Annotated in this window: 15 protein-coding genes; 7 read left to right on the top strand and 8 right to left on the bottom strand. The window is 64.1% G+C overall.

Going from position 1 to position 17,296, the window contains the following annotated elements; translation table 11 throughout:
* Complete coding sequence (ccoN, locus tag RB548_RS11930) at positions 1 to 1,653, bottom strand: cytochrome-c oxidase, cbb3-type subunit I (RefSeq protein WP_331374947.1); 1,653 nt, start codon at positions 1,651 to 1,653, stop codon at positions 1 to 3.
* A 350-nt stretch (positions 1,654 to 2,003) separates the two neighbouring features.
* On the opposite strand from ccoN, the gene RB548_RS11925 reads away from it, so the two are divergent.
* A complete protein-coding gene (locus tag RB548_RS11925) occupies positions 2,004 to 2,888 on the top strand; it encodes an aminoglycoside phosphotransferase family protein (protein WP_331371525.1) in 885 nt (294 codons plus the stop codon).
* A gap of 31 nt (positions 2,889 to 2,919) precedes the next feature.
* Here the strand turns inward: RB548_RS11925 and RB548_RS11920 are convergent, their stop codons facing one another.
* The gene (locus RB548_RS11920; protein WP_331371524.1) at positions 2,920 to 3,648 is read right to left on the bottom strand and encodes a thermonuclease family protein; all 729 of its coding nucleotides are present in this window, start codon (positions 3,646 to 3,648) and stop codon (positions 2,920 to 2,922) included.
* A 354-nt stretch (positions 3,649 to 4,002) separates the two neighbouring features.
* Between RB548_RS11920 and RB548_RS11915 the strand changes: the two genes are divergently transcribed.
* Positions 4,003 to 4,794 (top strand): hypothetical protein, encoded by a 792-nt coding sequence (locus RB548_RS11915; protein ID WP_331371523.1) that lies wholly within the window; start codon positions 4,003 to 4,005, stop codon positions 4,792 to 4,794.
* Between the two features lie 444 nt (positions 4,795 to 5,238).
* On the opposite strand, the gene RB548_RS11910 is transcribed toward RB548_RS11915, so the two are convergent.
* Entirely contained in the window at positions 5,239 to 6,303 is a 1,065-nt protein-coding gene (locus tag RB548_RS11910) for a hypothetical protein (protein WP_331371522.1), read from the bottom strand.
* A 402-nt stretch (positions 6,304 to 6,705) separates the two neighbouring features.
* On the opposite strand from RB548_RS11910, the gene RB548_RS11905 reads away from it, so the two are divergent.
* Entirely contained in the window at positions 6,706 to 7,272 is a 567-nt protein-coding gene (locus RB548_RS11905) for a transglutaminase-like cysteine peptidase (protein ID WP_331371521.1), read from the top strand.
* Positions 7,273 to 7,375: 103 nt separating this feature from the next.
* Here RB548_RS11905 and RB548_RS11900 read toward each other — a convergent pair whose 3' ends face one another.
* Entirely contained in the window at positions 7,376 to 7,819 is a 444-nt protein-coding gene (locus RB548_RS11900) for a TIGR02594 family protein (protein ID WP_331371520.1), read from the bottom strand.
* Positions 7,820 to 8,333: 514 nt separating this feature from the next.
* Here RB548_RS11900 and RB548_RS11895 point away from each other — a divergent pair.
* Positions 8,334 to 9,299 (top strand): hypothetical protein, encoded by a 966-nt coding sequence (locus tag RB548_RS11895; protein WP_331371519.1) that lies wholly within the window; start codon positions 8,334 to 8,336, stop codon positions 9,297 to 9,299.
* Between the two features lie 30 nt (positions 9,300 to 9,329).
* Here the strand turns inward: RB548_RS11895 and RB548_RS11890 are convergent, their stop codons facing one another.
* The 3 genes from RB548_RS11890 to RB548_RS11880 form a co-directional block, all read right to left on the bottom strand.
* Positions 9,330 to 11,273: a MacB family efflux pump subunit gene (locus RB548_RS11890; RefSeq protein WP_331371518.1), complete on the bottom strand. Its 1,944-nt coding sequence runs from the start codon at positions 11,271 to 11,273 to the stop codon at positions 9,330 to 9,332.
* An 8-nt stretch (positions 11,274 to 11,281) separates the two neighbouring features.
* Positions 11,282 to 12,544: a macrolide transporter subunit MacA gene (gene macA, locus RB548_RS11885; RefSeq protein ID WP_331371517.1), complete on the bottom strand. Its 1,263-nt coding sequence runs from the start codon at positions 12,542 to 12,544 to the stop codon at positions 11,282 to 11,284.
* 145 nt (positions 12,545 to 12,689) lie between these two features.
* The gene (locus tag RB548_RS11880) at positions 12,690 to 13,301 is read right to left on the bottom strand and encodes an isochorismatase family protein (RefSeq protein WP_331371516.1); all 612 of its coding nucleotides are present in this window, start codon (positions 13,299 to 13,301) and stop codon (positions 12,690 to 12,692) included.
* 85 nt (positions 13,302 to 13,386) lie between these two features.
* On the opposite strand from RB548_RS11880, the gene RB548_RS11875 reads away from it, so the two are divergent.
* On the top strand, positions 13,387 to 14,238 hold the full coding sequence (locus tag RB548_RS11875; RefSeq protein ID WP_331371515.1) for a LysR family transcriptional regulator: 852 nt from the start codon (positions 13,387 to 13,389) through the stop codon (positions 14,236 to 14,238).
* Between the two features lie 24 nt (positions 14,239 to 14,262).
* Here RB548_RS11875 and mntR read toward each other — a convergent pair whose 3' ends face one another.
* On the bottom strand, positions 14,263 to 14,733 hold the full coding sequence (mntR, locus tag RB548_RS11870; protein ID WP_331371514.1) for a manganese-binding transcriptional regulator MntR: 471 nt from the start codon (positions 14,731 to 14,733) through the stop codon (positions 14,263 to 14,265).
* 175 nt (positions 14,734 to 14,908) lie between these two features.
* Here mntR and RB548_RS11865 point away from each other — a divergent pair, with 175 nt between their 5' ends.
* On the top strand, positions 14,909 to 16,042 hold the full coding sequence (locus RB548_RS11865) for a multicopper oxidase domain-containing protein (RefSeq protein WP_331371513.1): 1,134 nt from the start codon (positions 14,909 to 14,911) through the stop codon (positions 16,040 to 16,042).
* Complete coding sequence (locus RB548_RS11860) at positions 16,039 to 17,247, top strand: ZIP family metal transporter (RefSeq protein WP_331371512.1); 1,209 nt, start codon at positions 16,039 to 16,041, stop codon at positions 17,245 to 17,247. Before RB548_RS11865 ends, RB548_RS11860 begins: the two co-directional genes overlap by 4 nt.
* The last annotated feature ends 49 nt before the right edge of the window (positions 17,248 to 17,296 follow it).

Here is a 17,296-nt window from a genome sequence, read left to right as displayed (position 1 = left end):
TCACTCTCCTGCCACCACGGCTTCCCCACGCCCGGGAACGGGGAGATCGCCGGCTGCTTTCTCGGTCACGTCCTCGGGCGTGTAGCGTATGGTCATGTACAGATTGTAGGTGCCGACGATGGCGCCGGCGAGAAACAGGAGGCCGCCGAAGGCGCGGGCGATGTAGTAGGGATGCATCGCGATGACGGTTTCGAGGAAGGAAAAGGCCAACGTGCCGCTGTCATTGTAGGTGCGCCACATCAGGCCCTGCAGGATGCCCGAATTCCACATCGCGAAGACGTAGATGATGGTGCCCATGAGCGCGAGCCAGAAATGCACCTCCACCAGGCGGGCGGAATACATCGCCTTCTTCTTCCACAGCCAGGGAATGACGCTGTAGAGCGAGCCGAAGGTGATGAAGGCGACCCAGCCGAGCGCGCCGGCATGCACATGGCCGACCGTCCAGTCGGTGTAGTGGGAGAGGCCGTTCACCGGCCGGATCGCCAGGAAGGAGCCCTCGAAGGTGGTGAGGCCGTAGAATACCGCAGCCACCATGATGAAGCGCAGCGTCGCGTCGTCCCGAACCTTATGCCAGGCGCCGTTGAGGGTCGCGAGCGCATTGCCGGCCGAGGCCCATGACGGAACGAGCAGCATGACGGAAAAGGTCATTCCGAGCGTCTGCACCCAATGGGGCAGGGCGGTGTAATGCAGGTGATGCGATCCCGCCCACATGTACATGAAGGTGATGCCCCAGAAGCTGATGATCGACAGCCGGTAGGAGAAGATCGGCCGCTCGGCTCGCTTCGGCAGATAATAGTAGAGCATGCCGAGAAAGCCGGCGGTCAGGAAGAACGCGACCGCATTGTGCCCGTACCACCACTGCACCATCGCATCCTGAACGCCGGAATAGACCGAATAGGATTTGGCACCTGTCAGCGATACCGGAACGGCGATGTTGTTCACGATATGCAGGACGGCGACAACCAGGATGAAGGCCATGTAGTACCAGTTGGCGACATATATATGCGGCTCCTTTCGGCGCGCCAGCGTGCGAATGAAGAGCACGAAATAGGTCACCCAGACGACGACCAGCCAGATGTCGGCGTACCATTCGGCTTCGGCATATTCCTTCGACTGCGTGATGCCCATGAAATAGCCGCTGACGGCGAGGATGCAGAAGAGATTGTAGCCGAAGACGACGAACCAGGGGCTGAGCTGGTCGGCGAGACGGGCCCGCGACGTACGTTGGAGGACGTGGAACGAGGTGGCGATCAACGCATTGCCGCCGAAGCCGAAAATCACGCCGGTCGTGTGCGCCGGCCTCAGCCTGCCGAAACTCGACCAGGCCGCATCGAAGGCGAGCTCCGGCCAGGCGAGTTGCGCCGCGATCCAGACGCCGACTCCCATGCCGAAGATCGCCCAGATCATCGTCAGCACGATGCCGACCTTGCTCGGATCGTCGTAATAGTGCGACAGCCGCGATGGCTCCGGTTCGGGCTCGAAGATGACGGAGAGGACGAGGTAGAGCAGGACGAGGCTGTAGAGGAAGACGATGGCACCGTGAACGCCAAGCGTGTCGGCCCGTCCCGCCGCCGCCATTGCCAGACCAATGATCGTCAGCGCGACAAGAATGGTTGCTGCGGATCGCCGCTCGCCCGAGGTTAGCTGTCTGATCATGCTTTCAGCCCCCATTCGCTTCCCCTGTGATGCCTCGTTCTTTCGCCGGCTTCCTCGCAGTCTCGGTGGTACTCCGTCGCGCGCCGAACGCGCGGCAGGATGTCTTTGGCTGTTTCGGCAAGCGCAAGCGTCAACGCTGCGCCCCAGGGCCGGTCGGTTGTATCAAAGAACATCCGCATCTTAGCGCGACACCCGCCGATGACAATAAGCTGCTGAAGCGATTTGAGAGCCTAAATGTGATGGATTCTCGTAGTTTAGGGCGGCGCGAGCGCGGAAAGCGGTTTTGTGCTTTGCTGCGTTATGCCCTACAAGGGCGATATCCTTCGCTGCCAAATGCAACTGTGGATATGATGACCATCGACGCATCCCTCGTCACCCGGTTGATTGCCGCGCAATTTCCAAGGTGGGCGCATCTTCCGATCAGCCCCGTCCGGTTCGGCGGATGGGACAATCGGACTTTTCATCTGGGTAGCCACATGACCGTACGGCTGCCCAGTGCCGCGCCCTATGCGCTTCAGGTCGAGAAGGAGCAGCGATGGCTGCCGGTGCTTGCGCCGCGCCTGCCGCTTCCCATTCCCGTGCCCTTGGCTCAAGGCCGGCCGGGCGAGGGCTATCCCTGGCCGTGGTCGATCTACAAGTGGCGCGAGGGCGAGGTCGCGACCCATGCGCCTGTCACGGATCTCAGCGCCTTCGCGACGGCGCTGGCAGGGTTCCTCGTCGCTCTCCAGGAGGCCGACGCCACCGACGGGCCGCCGCCGGGGCAGCACAACTTCTTCCGGGGCGGACCGCTCACCGTCTATGACGGGGAAACGCGTCGCGCGCTCGAAGCCCTTGAGGGCAGGATCGATACGGATGCGGCGCACGCCGTTCGGGAAGCGGCGCTCGCCGCGACCTGGAGCGGCACGCCGGTCTGGTTCCACGGCGACGTCAGCTCCGGCAATCTTCTGGTTGAGGATGGCCGGTTGAGCGCCGTCATCGATTTCGGCACCTCCGGCATCGGCGATCCCTCGTGCGACCTCTCGGTCGCCTGGACCTTTTTTCACGGGGCAAGCCGGGAGGTGTTCCGCGCCGCGTTGCCGCTCGACGAAGCGACCTGGGCGCGCGGCCGCGGCTGGACGCTCTGGAAGGCGCTCATCGTCTATGCCGAGGTTCCGGGCACCGATCGCCTCGAAGTGGAGAAATCGCGCCGCGTGATCGAGGCGGTGCTCGCCGATCACGAACGCTTCGCCTGAGCGGGCGCCCAAACGACGGGGTGATATTGGATCAGCCGGAGACGCGAGCGGCGGAGCGGCCGCACCAGGAGGACGGTTCTCCCGTCCGTTTGCGTACGAGCCCCTCGGCGACGAGAACGTCGCCAAGCGATCGTCCGTTGCGCATCACCAGGTTGGGAGTCCCGCCTTCCTTGCCCCCGCCGCCTCTCGATGCGACCAGCGTGAATTTGCCGGCGTTCAGCAATTCGCGCAGCCGCTGCTTGGCGTAGAAGCCGCGCGCGCGTTCCGCTTCGCATTTCGCCTCTTTCGTCTCCGGCGCGTCGATGTCGGCGATCAGGATCTTTTCGCCCTTGAAGAGGAAGGTATCGCCGTCGACGACGCAATTGTCGTTGCGAATGCCGCAAAAATAGAACGTGTTGGCGTCGCCAAACCGGGGCGTCGGCTGCTCCATCGGTCGCCCGACCGGAGCCGGCGGCACAAGCGCCGGCTTTCCGACGATCGGCGAAGGGGCTGCAAGCGCCGGCTTCCTGTCGATCGAGCCGGTATGCTCTTTCGGCTTCGGCCGCGTCTGCGTGGCCACCGGCCTTGTCTTCGTCTCGCTCGGTGAAAGCATGGCGACCATCTCGGAGGCGCCGGGCAGATCCGGTAGTTTCGCCCGGTGGTCATAGGCCGCGATACCGCCGATGATAAGGACAGCCGCGACATACCACGGCGCCATCCCGCCGCCATGGCCCTTCCGGCTCGTGCCGCGCTTCCGCCTCTTTGAACTCGCCTTCGCCATCCGATTCGGTCCTCGATTGCGCCGGCATTATCGGGACGAGGGGTTGCTGAAAGGTTGCCATCGCGCTCGCTGGAACTGGCGTCACGGTGGAGGTGCACGGAAGCCACAATGAGCTCGGTCCCGTGCGTGTGTCGGCTACGGATTCTTGTCTAGGCTGCGTAGTTGTGGGATAGTCCGGCTCTGTGATTTGCTGGATCGAGCGCGACTTGCCGAGAAAATCATTCAGCAATTCAATGCGTTGCATTCGCCTTGCGAATCTTTGAAGCTACGCAACGGCGCTAAAAAGGGAATGCCGGCCAGTCCACAGGAGGACGGTCAGATAGCGAAGGCGCCAAGCGGCGCGGGGGAGCTAGCATGAGAGTTGCGTCAATCTGCGTTCTTGTTCCGTTTCTCGCGCTCGCAACCAACGGCCCGGTTTACGGGGCGGATGTCCTGCCGGCGCTGGCGCCTCAACCGCAGCCCGACGAGAGCCCGGACGGCTGGTCGTTCTCCTTCGCTCCCTATTTCTGGATGGCCGGGCTCGAGGGGGACGTGGCGTCATTCGGCTTGCCTTCGGTCGAGATCGACCAGAGTTTCAGCGACATCTTCTCGGACCTCGATTTCGCATTCATGGCGGCGGGTGATGCGCGATATGGCCGCTTCAGCATCTTCACGGATTTGGAATACGTGAAGGTGTCGACGGATTCGGCTACGCCGCACGGCATTCTCGCCGAAAAAGTCAACGTTAAGGCGGAAACATTCACGGCTTTCGTCGGGGCCGGCTACGCGGTCGTTGACGACAGCAACGCGCGTCTTGACGTGATCGGCGGTGCCAGGGTCTGGTCGGCCGACACGACGATCTCGTTCAGCGGCGGCATCCTGGACGGCCGTTCCAGGGACGACGGGGCAACCTGGGTCGACGGACTGGTCGGCTTGCGCGGCGTCTATTCGTTCACGCCGGAGTGGTATGTGACCGGCTGGGGCCTCGTCGGCGCCGGTGCCGCCGACCTCGATTGGGACGTGGCCGGGGCGATCGGCTACAACGTCAACGATCGGATCTCGGCCCTTGCTGGCTATCGGGCCATGGGCGTCGACTACAGCGACGACGGCTTCACTTACGACGTGATCCAGCACGGACCGATCCTCGGCGTCGCCATTCGGTTCTAAAGCAGCCTACTGCATGTATCCTTAAATCGACCTCGATTTAAGGACAAAGACATGCAGTAATTCAAAGTGCTACAGCGACCTTTGCGCGTCTGACAAGACGCGCGGCGCTGTAGGAGCCTGTCGTTCGAGGCCCAATCCGAACGGGCGGCCTGGCGTACAGGCGGGGGCTCCCGATCTGCGTATAACTGCTGACGATCGCTGATTGTGGGCGTTCGCGCCCCTCGCAAGAATAGCGTGGGTCCGCCGGGATGGACGAGGGAAAAGAAGGCGGGCCCTTATAGCCGTGCGACTTTCCAGTCGCATGAAGGCTGCGGGAACCCGCCAGTCTCGGCAGGTCACCTCGCGCTCAGGTGAGGCCTGAAAGCGGAGGGATTTCCTGCCGCGCGCGCTTTTATAAAGTGCGCACATTGCATGGCGCGTCCGTTCGAACGCGCCACGCATGCATCAACGGTTGTCGTCGCTTTGCTCGGAATTACCTGGAATTCCGTCACCGCCGCCGTTGCCTTTGCCATTGTTGGCTTGCCCGCCTTCACCTGCGCCGTTGTCGCCGGCCTTGCCGGGTGCCTTGTCGCCCCCATTGCCCGGCGCCTTGTCATCGCCCTTGCCAGGTGCCTTGTCGCCGCCCTTGCCAGGTGCCTTGTCGCCGCCCTTGCCCGGTGCCTTGTCGCCGCCCTTGTCCTTGGCTTTGCCGCCGGCCTTGTCCTTGTCCTTGCCGCCGGCCTTGTCCTTGCCCTTGCCGCCGGCCTTGTCCTTGCCCTTGCCGCCGGCCTTGTCCTTGCCCTTGCCGCCGGCCTTATCCTTGTTCTTGCCGCCGCCGTTGTCGCCGCCGCCGTTGTCACCGCCGCCGCCGTTGTCGCCACCGCCGCCGTTGCCGCCGCCGTTGTCGCCGCCGCCGCCGTTGTCACCACCGCCGTTGTCGCCACCGCCGCCGTTGTCACCACCGCCGCCGCCGCCGTTGCCGCCGCCGTTGTCGCCGCCGCCGCCGTTGTCACCGCCGCCGTTGTCGCCACCGCCGCCGTTGTCGCCGCCGCCGTTGTCGCCGCCGCCGCCGTTGTCGCCGCCGTTGTCGCCGCCGCCGTTGTCGCCGCCGCCGCCGTCGCCGCCGCCATTGTCGCCGCCGCCGTTGTCGCCGCCGCCATTGTCGCCGCCGCCGTTGCCGCCGCCGCCGCCGTTGCCGCCGCCGTCGTTGTCGCCGCCGCCGCCGTCGCCGCCGCCATTGTCGCCGCCGCCATTGTCGCCGCCGCCGCCACCACCATTGCCGCCGCCGCCGCCGCCGCCGTTGCCGCCGCCACCACCGCCGCCGCCGTTGTCACCGCCGCCGCCGTTGTCACCGCCGCCGCCAGGAGGGGGAGGGCTGCTGCCGCCGCCGCCGCCGCCGGTACCGCCGCTACCGCCAGTGCCACCGCTGCCTTTTCCACCGCCACCGCCTTTGGGCGGGCTGGCATCACTGCGCTCGTCTCCGCTCGTCGCGGCACCCTTTATGGTTGCTGTCGACAGGGGAGGGCACATTTTGATCTGTGCAGGTGTGAGGATCGTCGAGCGATTGAGCGCTACGCAACAGGCCGCAAAGTTATCCTCCGTCAGCGAGCTGCATTGTTTTGCAGTCATACGCTGTCGCTGTACTGCGCCTGCGTCCGATGCGAGAACTACTGATGTTATGGATGCTGTGGAGAGGATAAAGAAAATCTTTAATACGGATTTGTTTAATCTAGACATTACGCAACTCCGAAAAATAAATATTTGAAAAAGTAATAAATAATTCGCGTAAAGCGCTGGAGGATCAAGTTACGAAATATTAGTAGTTCGGCCACAACATCGCCCAATTTCGGGCTAATCAACCTTGAGTTAATCCCCTTTGGTTATCTGTAGTTGGTCTCGGGAGCGTTACGCCCGCCGCTGGAGGTCATTTTCATGAAATTCTTCATGGCCCAGACCGCATCTCTGTTGCTGTTCGTAGTGCCGCAGGTGGCGGATGCCGGTACGACGATGAGGACCGGTGGCAAGGCCTTTGCGCCACCGGCCTTCGCCTCGTTCTGCACGAGCGAGCCGCGCCTGTGCAGGACCGGCGGCGGAAGCAAGCTTGTGGTTCTGCAGCCGGAAAAGGCGAGCGAGTTGCAGCAGGTCAACCGTGCGGTCAACGCGCGCATCAGAGAGCGGAGTGACCTGGCAAATGTCGGCAGGGACGACGATTGGCGCGTGCCCACGGCCTATGGCGACTGCGAGGATTTCGCCATTCTGAAGAAGCGCGAATTGCTCAAGCGCGGCTGGCCCGCCTCGGCGCTGCTCTTGACGGTTGCCCGCTACCGCGGCCAGGGGCACACGGTGCTGACTGTGCGCACCAGCGAGGGAGACCTCGTACTCGACAACATGACCAATTCGGTCCGCGACTGGTCGAGGACCCCCTATGATTATTTCGCCCGCCAGTCTCAATCGAACGGCCGCTACTGGGAACGGATCGACGGTGCGCGGCGGATCTGAGGCATTACCGCGCCGCGCGTCTTTTCAGACGCGCAGGCGCGCAAACGTCAGCGGCGGCGCGCAGCGATGGCTTCAATACTTCGAAGGCCGCGCCTTCTCGCGGTTATCTTCGTACGGCTACGACCTGTCTTCGGCTGAACTGCGACAGCTGAACGCGCCCCGACTGGTTGCCGCCAATCAGCTGTGCGGTGGACTTGGATAGGGCGGAGAGGACTCCGACGTGGTAGCCGCGGCCGGTGCGCACGACGATGACGTCGCCTGGACGCGCGTAGGAGAGACGCACGGGCGCACCGAAGTGCCGCCAGGAACTTGCGAAACTATAGGATTTGGGCGGTTGCCGACCGGCCTTCCGGGCAATCATGCCCATGAAATAGCCGCACCACGGCGTGCGGGCGGGGTTGATGCCGAGGGCGGCGCGCAGCCGCCTGTTGTGCTTGACTTCATGCATCCCGGTAAATTGCTGGGCCTGGGCCAACATGCCGGCGGCAGCCGTATCCGGCATTGTAAAGGCGACATATATTGCGGCGAGAAACGCTATAACCCTCATGGCTTGAGTCTCCTTGCCATTTTTCGGTGTGCGTTCACTGCTGAGAGCCATCCGCCTCTATGCGGAAACGCTGAAAGCGAGTAAAGTGCTTTGGAATCAAAGCACTAGAACGCCATTGCGCGCTCGCTCGAACGCGCAATAACACACCCTCGGGCTCGGCCAAGCCGAGTCCGCTCTCAATCTTGTTTCTCTATCCAGCGCGCAGAACGGTGACGTTCCCGTATTGCGTCGAACGCTGCAACACGGCCCCAACAGGCGGGCGAACCCAGAGGTTCTGGCCCAACTCTAACGAAACAAAAATTCGGTATTCCCCTGCCATCCGCTGGATAGCGAGCGGACTTTGCCGCCTGCGTGAAGCAAAATTGTGGCAATGGCTCCATTCGCGCCATTTCTCCGCGTCACGGACCCCAGAGGGCCTTCCATGGGCGGCCGCAGCGGATCTATCCAGGATTGCGCCGGTCTGTTCCAATACCCGGATATGTGTTAGTTCTTTCCGATTGTTCGGGGGCGTGGCATGGGAAGCGCGAAGGAGAAAAAAAACCGCAAGGCCGTCGGCAAGACCGCGGGGGCGGAGGTGAGCGAGGGCAGCCGGAAGGCGATCAAGGACGAAACCGGCACCGCCTCGGTTTTCCTCGAGAAAGACCCCGGGATCTGCCTCGTCTATCATGTCAAGGATGCGCAAGGCCGCTACCTGACGGACGAACGGGCCGTGCGTGCGCTGCAATCTTCAGCCTTGCCCGCGGACACGAATTACGCGCGCAAGGCGGGCGGCATCCGCATCTGCGCGGACGGCGATTCCTGGATCAACATCCTCTGGCCGCTGTCGGCGCTGGCGGGCTACGCACCGACATTCTTCGATATCCTCGAGGGGCGCTACTACGCCCAGAACGTCGCCTATCCGGGTGATACGTTCGAGCAGATGCGGCAGAAGAAGGATTACCGCCAACTGGTGAAATCCGCCTCATTCGACTTCTTCATCTTTTCGGGTGGCGGCAACGACATCCTCGGCGGTGGTGCCCTGACGGAGCTGCTGCGGCCGCGGACCTCCGGCACACCCGGCGATCCGAGAAGTTTTCTCCGCCTGGATGTCCTCGACCGCAAGGTGCGGTCGCTCGAGGACGGCTATAACGAGATCGCGCGCGACGTTGCGATCCTGTCGACCCCGAAGCGGACGCAGATGCTGGTCCATGGCTACGACGTTCCGAAGCCGGTGGCGAACGGCCCTTGGCTCGGCCAGCCCTTCACCCGTCGCGGCTTCAGCCTGACGGGCGACGGCGCGCTGATCGAAGGCATTCTCACCTACCTCGTTGACCGTCTCTACGACATGCTCGAGCGGATCGAGCGCGCCCAGGACAATGTCACGGTCGTCCGCCTGAAGGACGTCGTGCAGGGGCGGTGGAACGACGAGCTCCACCCGCGAAAGGCGGCGTCGCAGGACCTGGCGCAGAAATTCGTCGCGGTGATGGAGCCTTCGGTGTGAATTCGGGGCGGCCGCGGGGACGCATCCGGATTAGTCCGCGCTGAGCGCCACCGCGGGCTGGAGGCGGGAGGCGTTGCGGGCTGGCAGGAAGCCGAAGAGCAGGCCGGTGAGGAACGAGCAGGCGAAGGCGAGCGCCACGGGGCCGATGGTGAAGCTGACCGGCATGCCGAAGGTCTTGGCGAGAGCGCCGGTGCCCAGTCCGGCAGCGACTCCGATCGCTCCGCCGATCGCCGAAACGACCAGCGCCTCGACGATGAACTGCACGAGGATGTCGCGCTCGCGCGCGCCGGTCGCCATGCGCACGCCGATTTCGCGGGTGCGCTCGCTGACGCTGACCAGCATGATGTTCATGACGCCGATGCCGCCGACGAGCAGCGAAATCGCCGCGACCGACCCCAGGAAGAGCTTCATCGTGTTCGACGTCTCGGTGAAGGCCTCGCGCACGGACGACATATTGGTGATCTGCGTGTCTTCCTTCTTGTGCCGCTCGTTGAGCAGCGCCTGGATGCGATCCTGCGTCAGGTCGATCGCCGAAGCGTCCTTCACCTCGACGGTGATCGTGCGGATGTTGCGCTGGCCGAAGATGCGCATGCTGCCGGTCGTCAGCGGCACGAGGACGACGTCGTCCTGATCGTTGCCGCCGGCGCTGGCGCCCTTTTCGCTCATCACGCCGATCACCTGGAAGGGGATCTTGTTGACCAGCACATATTGGCCGATCGGGTCGGAGCCGTCCGCAAAGAGCGTCTTCACCACAGTCTCGCCGAGGACGGCGACCGGCGCGTAGCTTTCCATGTCGTTGCGGTTGATGAACTCGCCGCGGCCCATGCTCCAGGATTTCGCCGCCGTGAACTGCGGCACCGTGCCGTTCGCCGTCGTCTGGTAATCGACATTGCCACGCCTGAGCGTGACCGTGCTCGTCATTTCCGGCACGGCGAAGGCGACGTTCGGCAACTCCAGGATCGCGTCGGCATCGGCGGGCACCAGCGTGACGTTGCTTCCGCCGGCGCTGCCGCGGAAATTGGCCATGCTCGGGCGGACGAGGAGAAGATCGGAGCCCATCGAGGAGATACGGCTCAAGACGGAGTCCTGCGCGCCGGTCCCGATCGCCAGCATCGCGACCACCGAGCCGACGCCGATGACGATGCCGAGCAGGGTGAGGATGGTGCGGAAGAGATTGGCGCGCAAAGCCCGCATCGCCATCTTCACCGCCTCGGAGACATCGGCGATCGCGGCGAAGCCTTCGCGTGTGCGCTGGGCGAGACCGACTGCGGCCTCCGGATTGCTGCGCCCCCTTTTCGTGCGGTCGGCGATGATGCGGCCGTCGTGGATCTCGATCAGCCGGTCGGCCTGTTCGGCGACCTCACGCGAATGCGTGATGACGATGACGGTGTGGCCGTTCTCGTTCATCGCGCGCAACAGCGCCATCACCTCATCGCCGCTCTGGCTGTCGAGCGCGCCGGTGGGCTCATCGGCGAGGATCACGCGACCGCCGTTCATCAGCGCCCGGGCGATCGAGACGCGCTGCTGCTGGCCGCCGGAAAGCTGGCTCGGCCGATGGTCGAGCCGCTCGCCGAGTTTCAGGGATTTCAGCAGCTTCTCGGCGCGGTCGTGCCGGTCGCGCGCAGGCACGCCGGCATAGACGGCCGGCACCTCGACATTCTCCCTGGCGCTCGCGGTCGGGATCAGGTTGTAGGCCTGGAAGACGAAGCCGAAGGTGCGGCGGCGCAGCGCCGCAAGCTCGTCGCCGTCGAAACCGGAGACCCGTTCGCCATCGATCAGGTATTCGCCCGAGGTCGGCTGGTCGAGGCAGCCGAGAATGTTCATCAGCGTCGACTTGCCGGAGCCGGACTGGCCGATGATCGCGACGAATTCGCCGGCTTCGATATCGAGCGAGATATCGTGCAGCACCTCGACGGCGAGATCACCGTTGAAATAGGTCTTGCTGACGTCCCTGAGCGAGAGGAGCGTGGTCATGGGCGTGCTCAGAACATCGGCGGCATGCGGATGCCGCGCGAACGGCTGCCGCGCGCGCTGTCGCCCGTCGATGCCGACGCCGTATCGACGACGACGCGGTCGCCTTCCTCAAGGCCGCTGACGATCTCGGCGCTGACCCGGTTGCGGACGCCGAGCTCGACAGTACGGTTCTCGGTCGCGCCCGAGGGCGTGACGACGGTCACCTGCGCCTTGCCTTCGCCATTCGTATGCATCGCCGCGCTCGGCACGATGAGCACGTCCTTGGCCGCAGCCTCGACGAAGAAGACCTGGGCGCTCATCGACATCATCAGTTCGCCCGTCGGGTTGGGCACGTCGAAGAGGGCGTAATAGAGGACGACGTTGTTTTCCGTGTCCGGCATCGGCTGGATCTGCCGCAATTTGCCGCTGAAGCGTTTGCCGGGCTGGCCGAGCAGGGTGAAATAGGCGTCCATGCCGATCTTCAGCTTGCCGACATCGGCCTCCGAGACCTGCGCCTTCACCGTCATCGTCGAAAGATCGGCGATGGTGACGATCGTCGGCGTCGTCTGGTTGGCGTTCAAGGTCTGGCCTTCCTTGGCCGGGTTGGCGACGATCGTGCCGGCCATCGGCGCATAGATCTTGGTGTAGCCGAGGTCGACCTTGTCGCCGGCAAGCGTCGCCTTCTGCTTGCGGATCTGGGCAGAGATCGCGTCGACGTCGGCGGCGGCCGCCGCATGGTCGGCAACCGCCTGGTCGAGCGTCGATTGCGAGACGCTGTTGGTCGCGACCAGATTGCGTTGGCGCTCGATGTTCGCCTGCTTCAGCACGAGCTGCGCCTTCTTCGAGACGAGCTGTGCCTCGAGATTGGCGAGTTCCGCCTGGTCGATCTCGATGCGGTTTTCGATCGTCGCCGGATCGATTTCGGCGACAAGCTGGTTTGCCTCGACCTTGTCGCCGATTTCGACATGGAGCGATTTCAGCTGGCCGGAAACCTGTGCGCCGGCATCGACGGAATTGATGGCGTCGAGCGTGCCGACGGCGGTGACGTTGTCCTCGATGTCGCCGCGGGTGACGACCTGCGTGATCATCGCGGTCGCCGGCTCGGCCCCGTACTGGCTCCAGGCATAATAGCCGGCGCCGAGCACGGCGAGGACCACCGGCACGGCGATCCAGAGGCGCGAGCGGCGTTTCCGGCGAACCGGCGGCGCGGTTGGCGGGATGACACGCACATTGGCGGGCGCGGGCTTGAGCGCCGTCGCCTCGTCCCTGATCGTATTCGCTGCCTTGCTCATGGCCTCACCGCTTCGCTGGCGTTCATTGCTTCTCAAAATAGAGATGAACGAGATCGGCGAAAAGCATTGAGATCATTATATTTTTGTAATGTGGGCGAGGAGCCGGCGGGTAGCCGGCGCCCGAAATGTCATCTTCACCAACAGCTTAGGCTGCGTCGCCGTTCCCGGCGGTGAGTGTCGCGACCTCGGTGACGCAGGCATGGCGATCGGCGAGTGCCGCGAGTTCGGCGATATGCAGTTCACGCGCCGTGACGACGCCTGCCGGCGAGGGCAGGTCGCGGGTGGCGCAGGCATCACCCGCGATGGTGATCTCGTAACCGAGATCGAGCGCGGCACGCGCCGACGAGGACACGCAGTTGTGGGTCATGAAACCGGCGATCACGACCTTCGTGCCGGACGGGCCGACGAGATCGGCGAGTCCGGTACCGGAGAAGGCGTTCGGGCGCGGCTTTTCGACGATCGCTTCCGAGGGAAGCGGTTTCAGCGCATCGATGAAGGCGCCGCGTTCGGCAGCACGATCGAACGGACCGCCGGCCGCACCCTTATGCGCGACATGGATGATCTTCGCGCCGGCCTGCCGGGCGGCGGCAAGCAGTGCACCTGCACGCCCGACGGCGGCTTCCGCGTGGACGAGTGTCAGCGGTCCTGAGAGATACTCGTTCTGATAGTCAATAAGGATCAGCGTGGCTTCGCCAAGCGTCGGCGGCATGGGCTCACGGCCGGCGAGAAAGAAGAGGGTGAAGGGCGAGGTCGTCATGGCGGGCTCCATTGCCTGTTCAGATGCTTCACCCTATGCTCCGCGAAAACGCGGATGAAGCCGAACATTTCGGAGATAAACCTGCATGATTGCAGAGAGCTGGGCTGACCTCGAATTGCTCGACCATATCGTTCGGGGCGGGACGCTGAGTGCCGCCGCGCGCACGCTCGGGGTCGACCAGACGACCATTACACGCCGGCTCGCGGCGCTGGAGCGGCGGATCGGTGCGGCGCTTTTCGACCGCATCGGCGGACGGCTTGCACCGACGCCGGTGCTTGTCACGGTGCTCGACCGGCTGCGGGCGATTTCGGAGGAGGCGTCGCTGTCGATGGCAACGCTGAAGCGGGCGACGGCAGAGCTTCACGGCCACGTGCGGCTGACGAGCGTCAGCTTCGTTCTCGCGCACATCATTGCGCCGGCGCTTGGCGACCTCGAGCGCAACCATCCCGGCATCACCCTCGACCTCGTGGCGGACGACCAGGCGCTGAGCTTCGAGCGTCGGGAGGCCGACATCGCCATGCGCCTCGGCCGTACGGGCGAGGACACGACGCGGATCAAGCGCATCGGCGCGATCCGTTTCCGGCTCTGCCGCCCCGCCGGCCTTCCGCAGGGCGAGCGCCCGGTCGTCCGCTACCGCGATACGCTGGCGCATGTGCCGGAAATGCTGGCGCTCGACCGAGCAAGGCCGGCGGCCCGGGTGGTGCTCACCGCCGACAAGCTGGAGATCCTGGCCGAGGCGGCGCTTGCGCTCGGCGCCGAGGTGATGCTGCCGGAACTCTCCACCCGGCATGATCCGCGCTTCGAGATCGTCGACGAACCGGCGGCCGTGGCCGACCGGCCGGCCTATCTGATGATCCATCCCGAAAGAGCGCGCGTGCCGAGCGTCGCTGCGGTCGCGGCCTTCGTGGAGGCGGCGCTGCGCGGCTGGCGATCTTGAGATGACACCAATCCTTTGACGAGGTTACTGCGCCTTGCGGCCCGCGCGGCGGATGTAGCGCCCGAAGGCTTCGAGCGTTTCCTCGCTGACGTGGTGCTCGATGCCCTCGGCATCGATGCGGGCGGTGGCCGGACTGATGCCCAGTGCGAGGAGAAACGACACGACGATCTCGTGGCGTGCCTTCGACCTTTCGGCAATTTCCCTTCCGGCAGCCGTCAGGAAAACGCCACGGTATGGCCGCTGGACGATCAACTCCTCCGCAGCCAGCCGCTTCAGCATCTTCGCCACCGTCGGCTGGGCAACGCCGAGCCTCTGCGCGATCTCGACCTGCCTTGCCTCACCGTTGTCGTCGATCAGGTCGGCAATCAGTTCGACATAGTCCTCGACGAGCTCGGTTCGCCGGTTGCTCCGGGTCTGACGGAAGCTCTCGACCTGCGTTTCCGGGTCGATGAGGGGCATCGTGATTTCTTCAGATCGAGCTGTTTGGTCGGACATCGCATGGCTCCTTGCACGACATCGTAGGCCTCCGACGAAATCATAGAAATGGCTAAAAATGTCTCGCCGCCTGCAACTCCTGCGCATCGGCCGGACACTGTTCATGACTTAGCCATTGCTATATTGTCTGTCTTGTGCTTATTTTGTTTCATCGTACTAACGATGGAGTGCCCACATGACCAGATGGGGGCCGTTTGAAATCACCAGACGCGGACTGCTCTGGGGCGGCGTTACGGCCGCCGGCGGGAGCGTGATCTGTGCGAGCGGATCGTCCATCGCTCAATCGGAGCATTTGGCCGACCATATGGCCGACCATTCGGCGCATACGGCCGCTTCGCCCCTGCCGGGCCATGGTTCGGCCCATGGAGCGATGATCACCGTCGGTGAGGTCGATGAAGCGCGCAATGGTTTCGAGACCGCGAAGCTGCTGACGGAGTGGGATACTGGTACGGTCTCCCGACTGCCCGACGGACGGGTCCTTCGTACATTCGAGTTGGAGGGGATCGACAAGGAAATCGAAATCGCGCCCGGGATCATGTTCCCGGCGTGGACTTACAATGGGCGCGTGCCCGGTCCCTCGCTCCGGGCAACCGAGGGAGACCGGCTCCGGATCGTCTTCAGGAACCTGGGCTCGCACCCTCACTCGATGCATTTTCATGGCATTCACGCGGCGCGCATGGACGGCGTTCCCGGCGCGGGTCTGATCGATCCCGGCGACGAGTTCGTGTACGAATTCGACGCGCGGCCGTTCGGCTGCCATCTCTACCACTGCCATGCACTTCCGCTGAAGAGGCACATCCAGAAGGGCATGTACGGCCTTTTCGTCATCGATCCCGATCCCGCCAGGCATCCAGAGCTCACCGACATTGCCCGTTCCCGTCTTCTCGGCACGCCGGAGAATGCCGAATGGCAGGAGTTCGCGATGGTGATGAACGGCTTCGACACCAATTTCGACAACGAGAACGAAGTCTATGCGGTGAACACGGTCGCGCATGCCTATATGAAGCGCCCGATCCGGATCGTGCGGGACAGGCCGGTCCGCATTTATCTGGCCAATGTCGTCGAGTTCGATCCGATCAACTCCTTCCACCTGCACGCCAATTTCTTCAATTATTTCGAGCAAGGAACGACGTTGACTCCGACGTTGAGCACGGTCGATCTGATCACCCAGATTCAGGCCCAACGCGGCATCCTCGAGTTTTCCTTCAAGGACCACGAGCCCGGCCTCTACATGTTCCATCCGCATCAGTCGGAGTTCACAGAGCTCGGCTGGTCGGGCATGTTCGATGTCGTGGAGGCGATCGCATGAACGAGGTCTCCCGCATAGCGGCGGCCGAGCCGACCGCCGGTCCGGCGCGGAAGTCCCGTGCGGCGTTCCTGTGGCTCATCCTGCCGATGGCGGCGCTTGGCCTGGCGATCGTCTGGCTTGTGGCCGTGAATCCCTTGTCGCGCTTCGGCAACGGCGCGCCACCGGTCGAGACCTTGACCTTCGAGCGGACGATCCTGTCGGATGACGGTATCCGCGTCCTCGTCCGCGCCGGCGGGTCCGAGCCGATGACGATCGCCCAGGTCCAGGTCGACGACGCCTATTGGCAATTCGCGCAGGATCCGCCAGGGCCGATCGGCCGCGGGTCGACGGCCTGGATTCATTTGCCCTTCCCGTGGGTGCTGGGCGAGGCACACGCGATCAACATCGTCACCAACACGGGGGCGACGTTCGAGCACGAAATCGCAGTCGCCGTGCCGACGACGGCACACAACGCCACAAGCCTCCTGTCGCAAGGGCTGCTCGGCGTCCTTGTCGGCCTCGTCCCCGTGGCGATCGGGATGATGTTCTATCCTGCCCTCCGTGGCGTCGGCCGTGACGGCATGGATTTCCTGCTTGCGCTCACCGTCGGGCTGCTGGCGTTCCTTCTCGTCGATGCCACGGCGGAAGCATTCGAGCTTGCGGGCGAGTCCGCCGCCATCTTCCAGGGGCAGGCGATGGTCTGGCTTGCGGCCGCCGCCAGCTTCCTTCTGCTGATGGCAGTCGGGCGACGTCAGGGTGCGCCGAGCGGGCTTGCGCTTGCAACCTTCATCGCGCTCGGCATCGGTCTGCATAATCTCGGCGAGGGGCTGGCGATCGGTGCGGCTTTCGCGGCAGGTGCGGCGGGTTTGGGCTCCTTCCTGGTGTTGGGGTTCATGGCGCACAACATCACCGAAGGCATCGGAATTTCGGCGCCGCTGCTGAAGAAGCGGCCGGCTCTCTGGATCTTTGCGGCCCTGGCGTTGCTGGCGGGAGGACCTGCCGTCGTCGGTCTCTGGATCGGCAGCCTTGCCTACGCGCCACAGTGGTCGGCCCTGGCTCTCGCCGTCGGGGCGGGAGCCATTCTGCAGGTCATGGTCGAGGTCGCCGCCTATCTGATGCGGTCCGACGGGCGTGGGTCGACGGCGCTTCTCGCGCCGACCACGATCGCGGGACTGACGACCGGTGTCGCCTTCATGTATGGGACAGCGATGCTCGTGAAGATCTGACCTCGTCGAAACGGACGCGCTGGCCAATGCAGCGGTTGCAGTTGCTGGC

It is taken from the genome of Sinorhizobium chiapasense, from assembly GCF_036488675.1.
GTDB lineage: Bacteria > Pseudomonadota > Alphaproteobacteria > Rhizobiales > Rhizobiaceae > Sinorhizobium > Sinorhizobium chiapasense.
The sequence above is the reverse complement of the archived record's forward strand: the minus strand, read 5'-3'. Positions and strand labels throughout refer to the sequence as shown.

What these genes read in the sequence shown, in the direction of transcription:
- RB548_RS11925 (WP_331371525.1), top strand. Translation starts at nt 2,004, where the DNA reads ATGATGACCATCGACGCATCCCTCGTCACCCGGTTGATTGCCGCGCAA.
- RB548_RS11920 (WP_331371524.1), bottom strand. Translation starts at nt 3,648, where the DNA reads ATGGCGAAGGCGAGTTCAAAGAGGCGGAAGCGCGGCACGAGCCGGAAG.
- RB548_RS11915 (WP_331371523.1), top strand. Translation starts at nt 4,003, where the DNA reads ATGAGAGTTGCGTCAATCTGCGTTCTTGTTCCGTTTCTCGCGCTCGCA.
- RB548_RS11910 (WP_331371522.1), bottom strand. Translation starts at nt 6,303, where the DNA reads ATGTGCCCTCCCCTGTCGACAGCAACCATAAAGGGTGCCGCGACGAGC.
- RB548_RS11905 (WP_331371521.1), top strand. Translation starts at nt 6,706, where the DNA reads ATGAAATTCTTCATGGCCCAGACCGCATCTCTGTTGCTGTTCGTAGTG.
- RB548_RS11900 (WP_331371520.1), bottom strand. Translation starts at nt 7,819, where the DNA reads ATGAGGGTTATAGCGTTTCTCGCCGCAATATATGTCGCCTTTACAATG.
- RB548_RS11895 (WP_331371519.1), top strand. Translation starts at nt 8,334, where the DNA reads ATGGGAAGCGCGAAGGAGAAAAAAAACCGCAAGGCCGTCGGCAAGACC.
- RB548_RS11890 (WP_331371518.1), bottom strand. Translation starts at nt 11,273, where the DNA reads ATGACCACGCTCCTCTCGCTCAGGGACGTCAGCAAGACCTATTTCAAC.
- macA (WP_331371517.1), bottom strand. Translation starts at nt 12,544, where the DNA reads ATGAGCAAGGCAGCGAATACGATCAGGGACGAGGCGACGGCGCTCAAG.
- RB548_RS11880 (WP_331371516.1), bottom strand. Translation starts at nt 13,301, where the DNA reads ATGACGACCTCGCCCTTCACCCTCTTCTTTCTCGCCGGCCGTGAGCCC.
- RB548_RS11875 (WP_331371515.1), top strand. Translation starts at nt 13,387, where the DNA reads ATGATTGCAGAGAGCTGGGCTGACCTCGAATTGCTCGACCATATCGTT.
- mntR (WP_331371514.1), bottom strand. Translation starts at nt 14,733, where the DNA reads ATGTCCGACCAAACAGCTCGATCTGAAGAAATCACGATGCCCCTCATC.
- RB548_RS11865 (WP_331371513.1), top strand. Translation starts at nt 14,909, where the DNA reads ATGACCAGATGGGGGCCGTTTGAAATCACCAGACGCGGACTGCTCTGG.
- RB548_RS11860 (WP_331371512.1), top strand. Translation starts at nt 16,039, where the DNA reads ATGAACGAGGTCTCCCGCATAGCGGCGGCCGAGCCGACCGCCGGTCCG.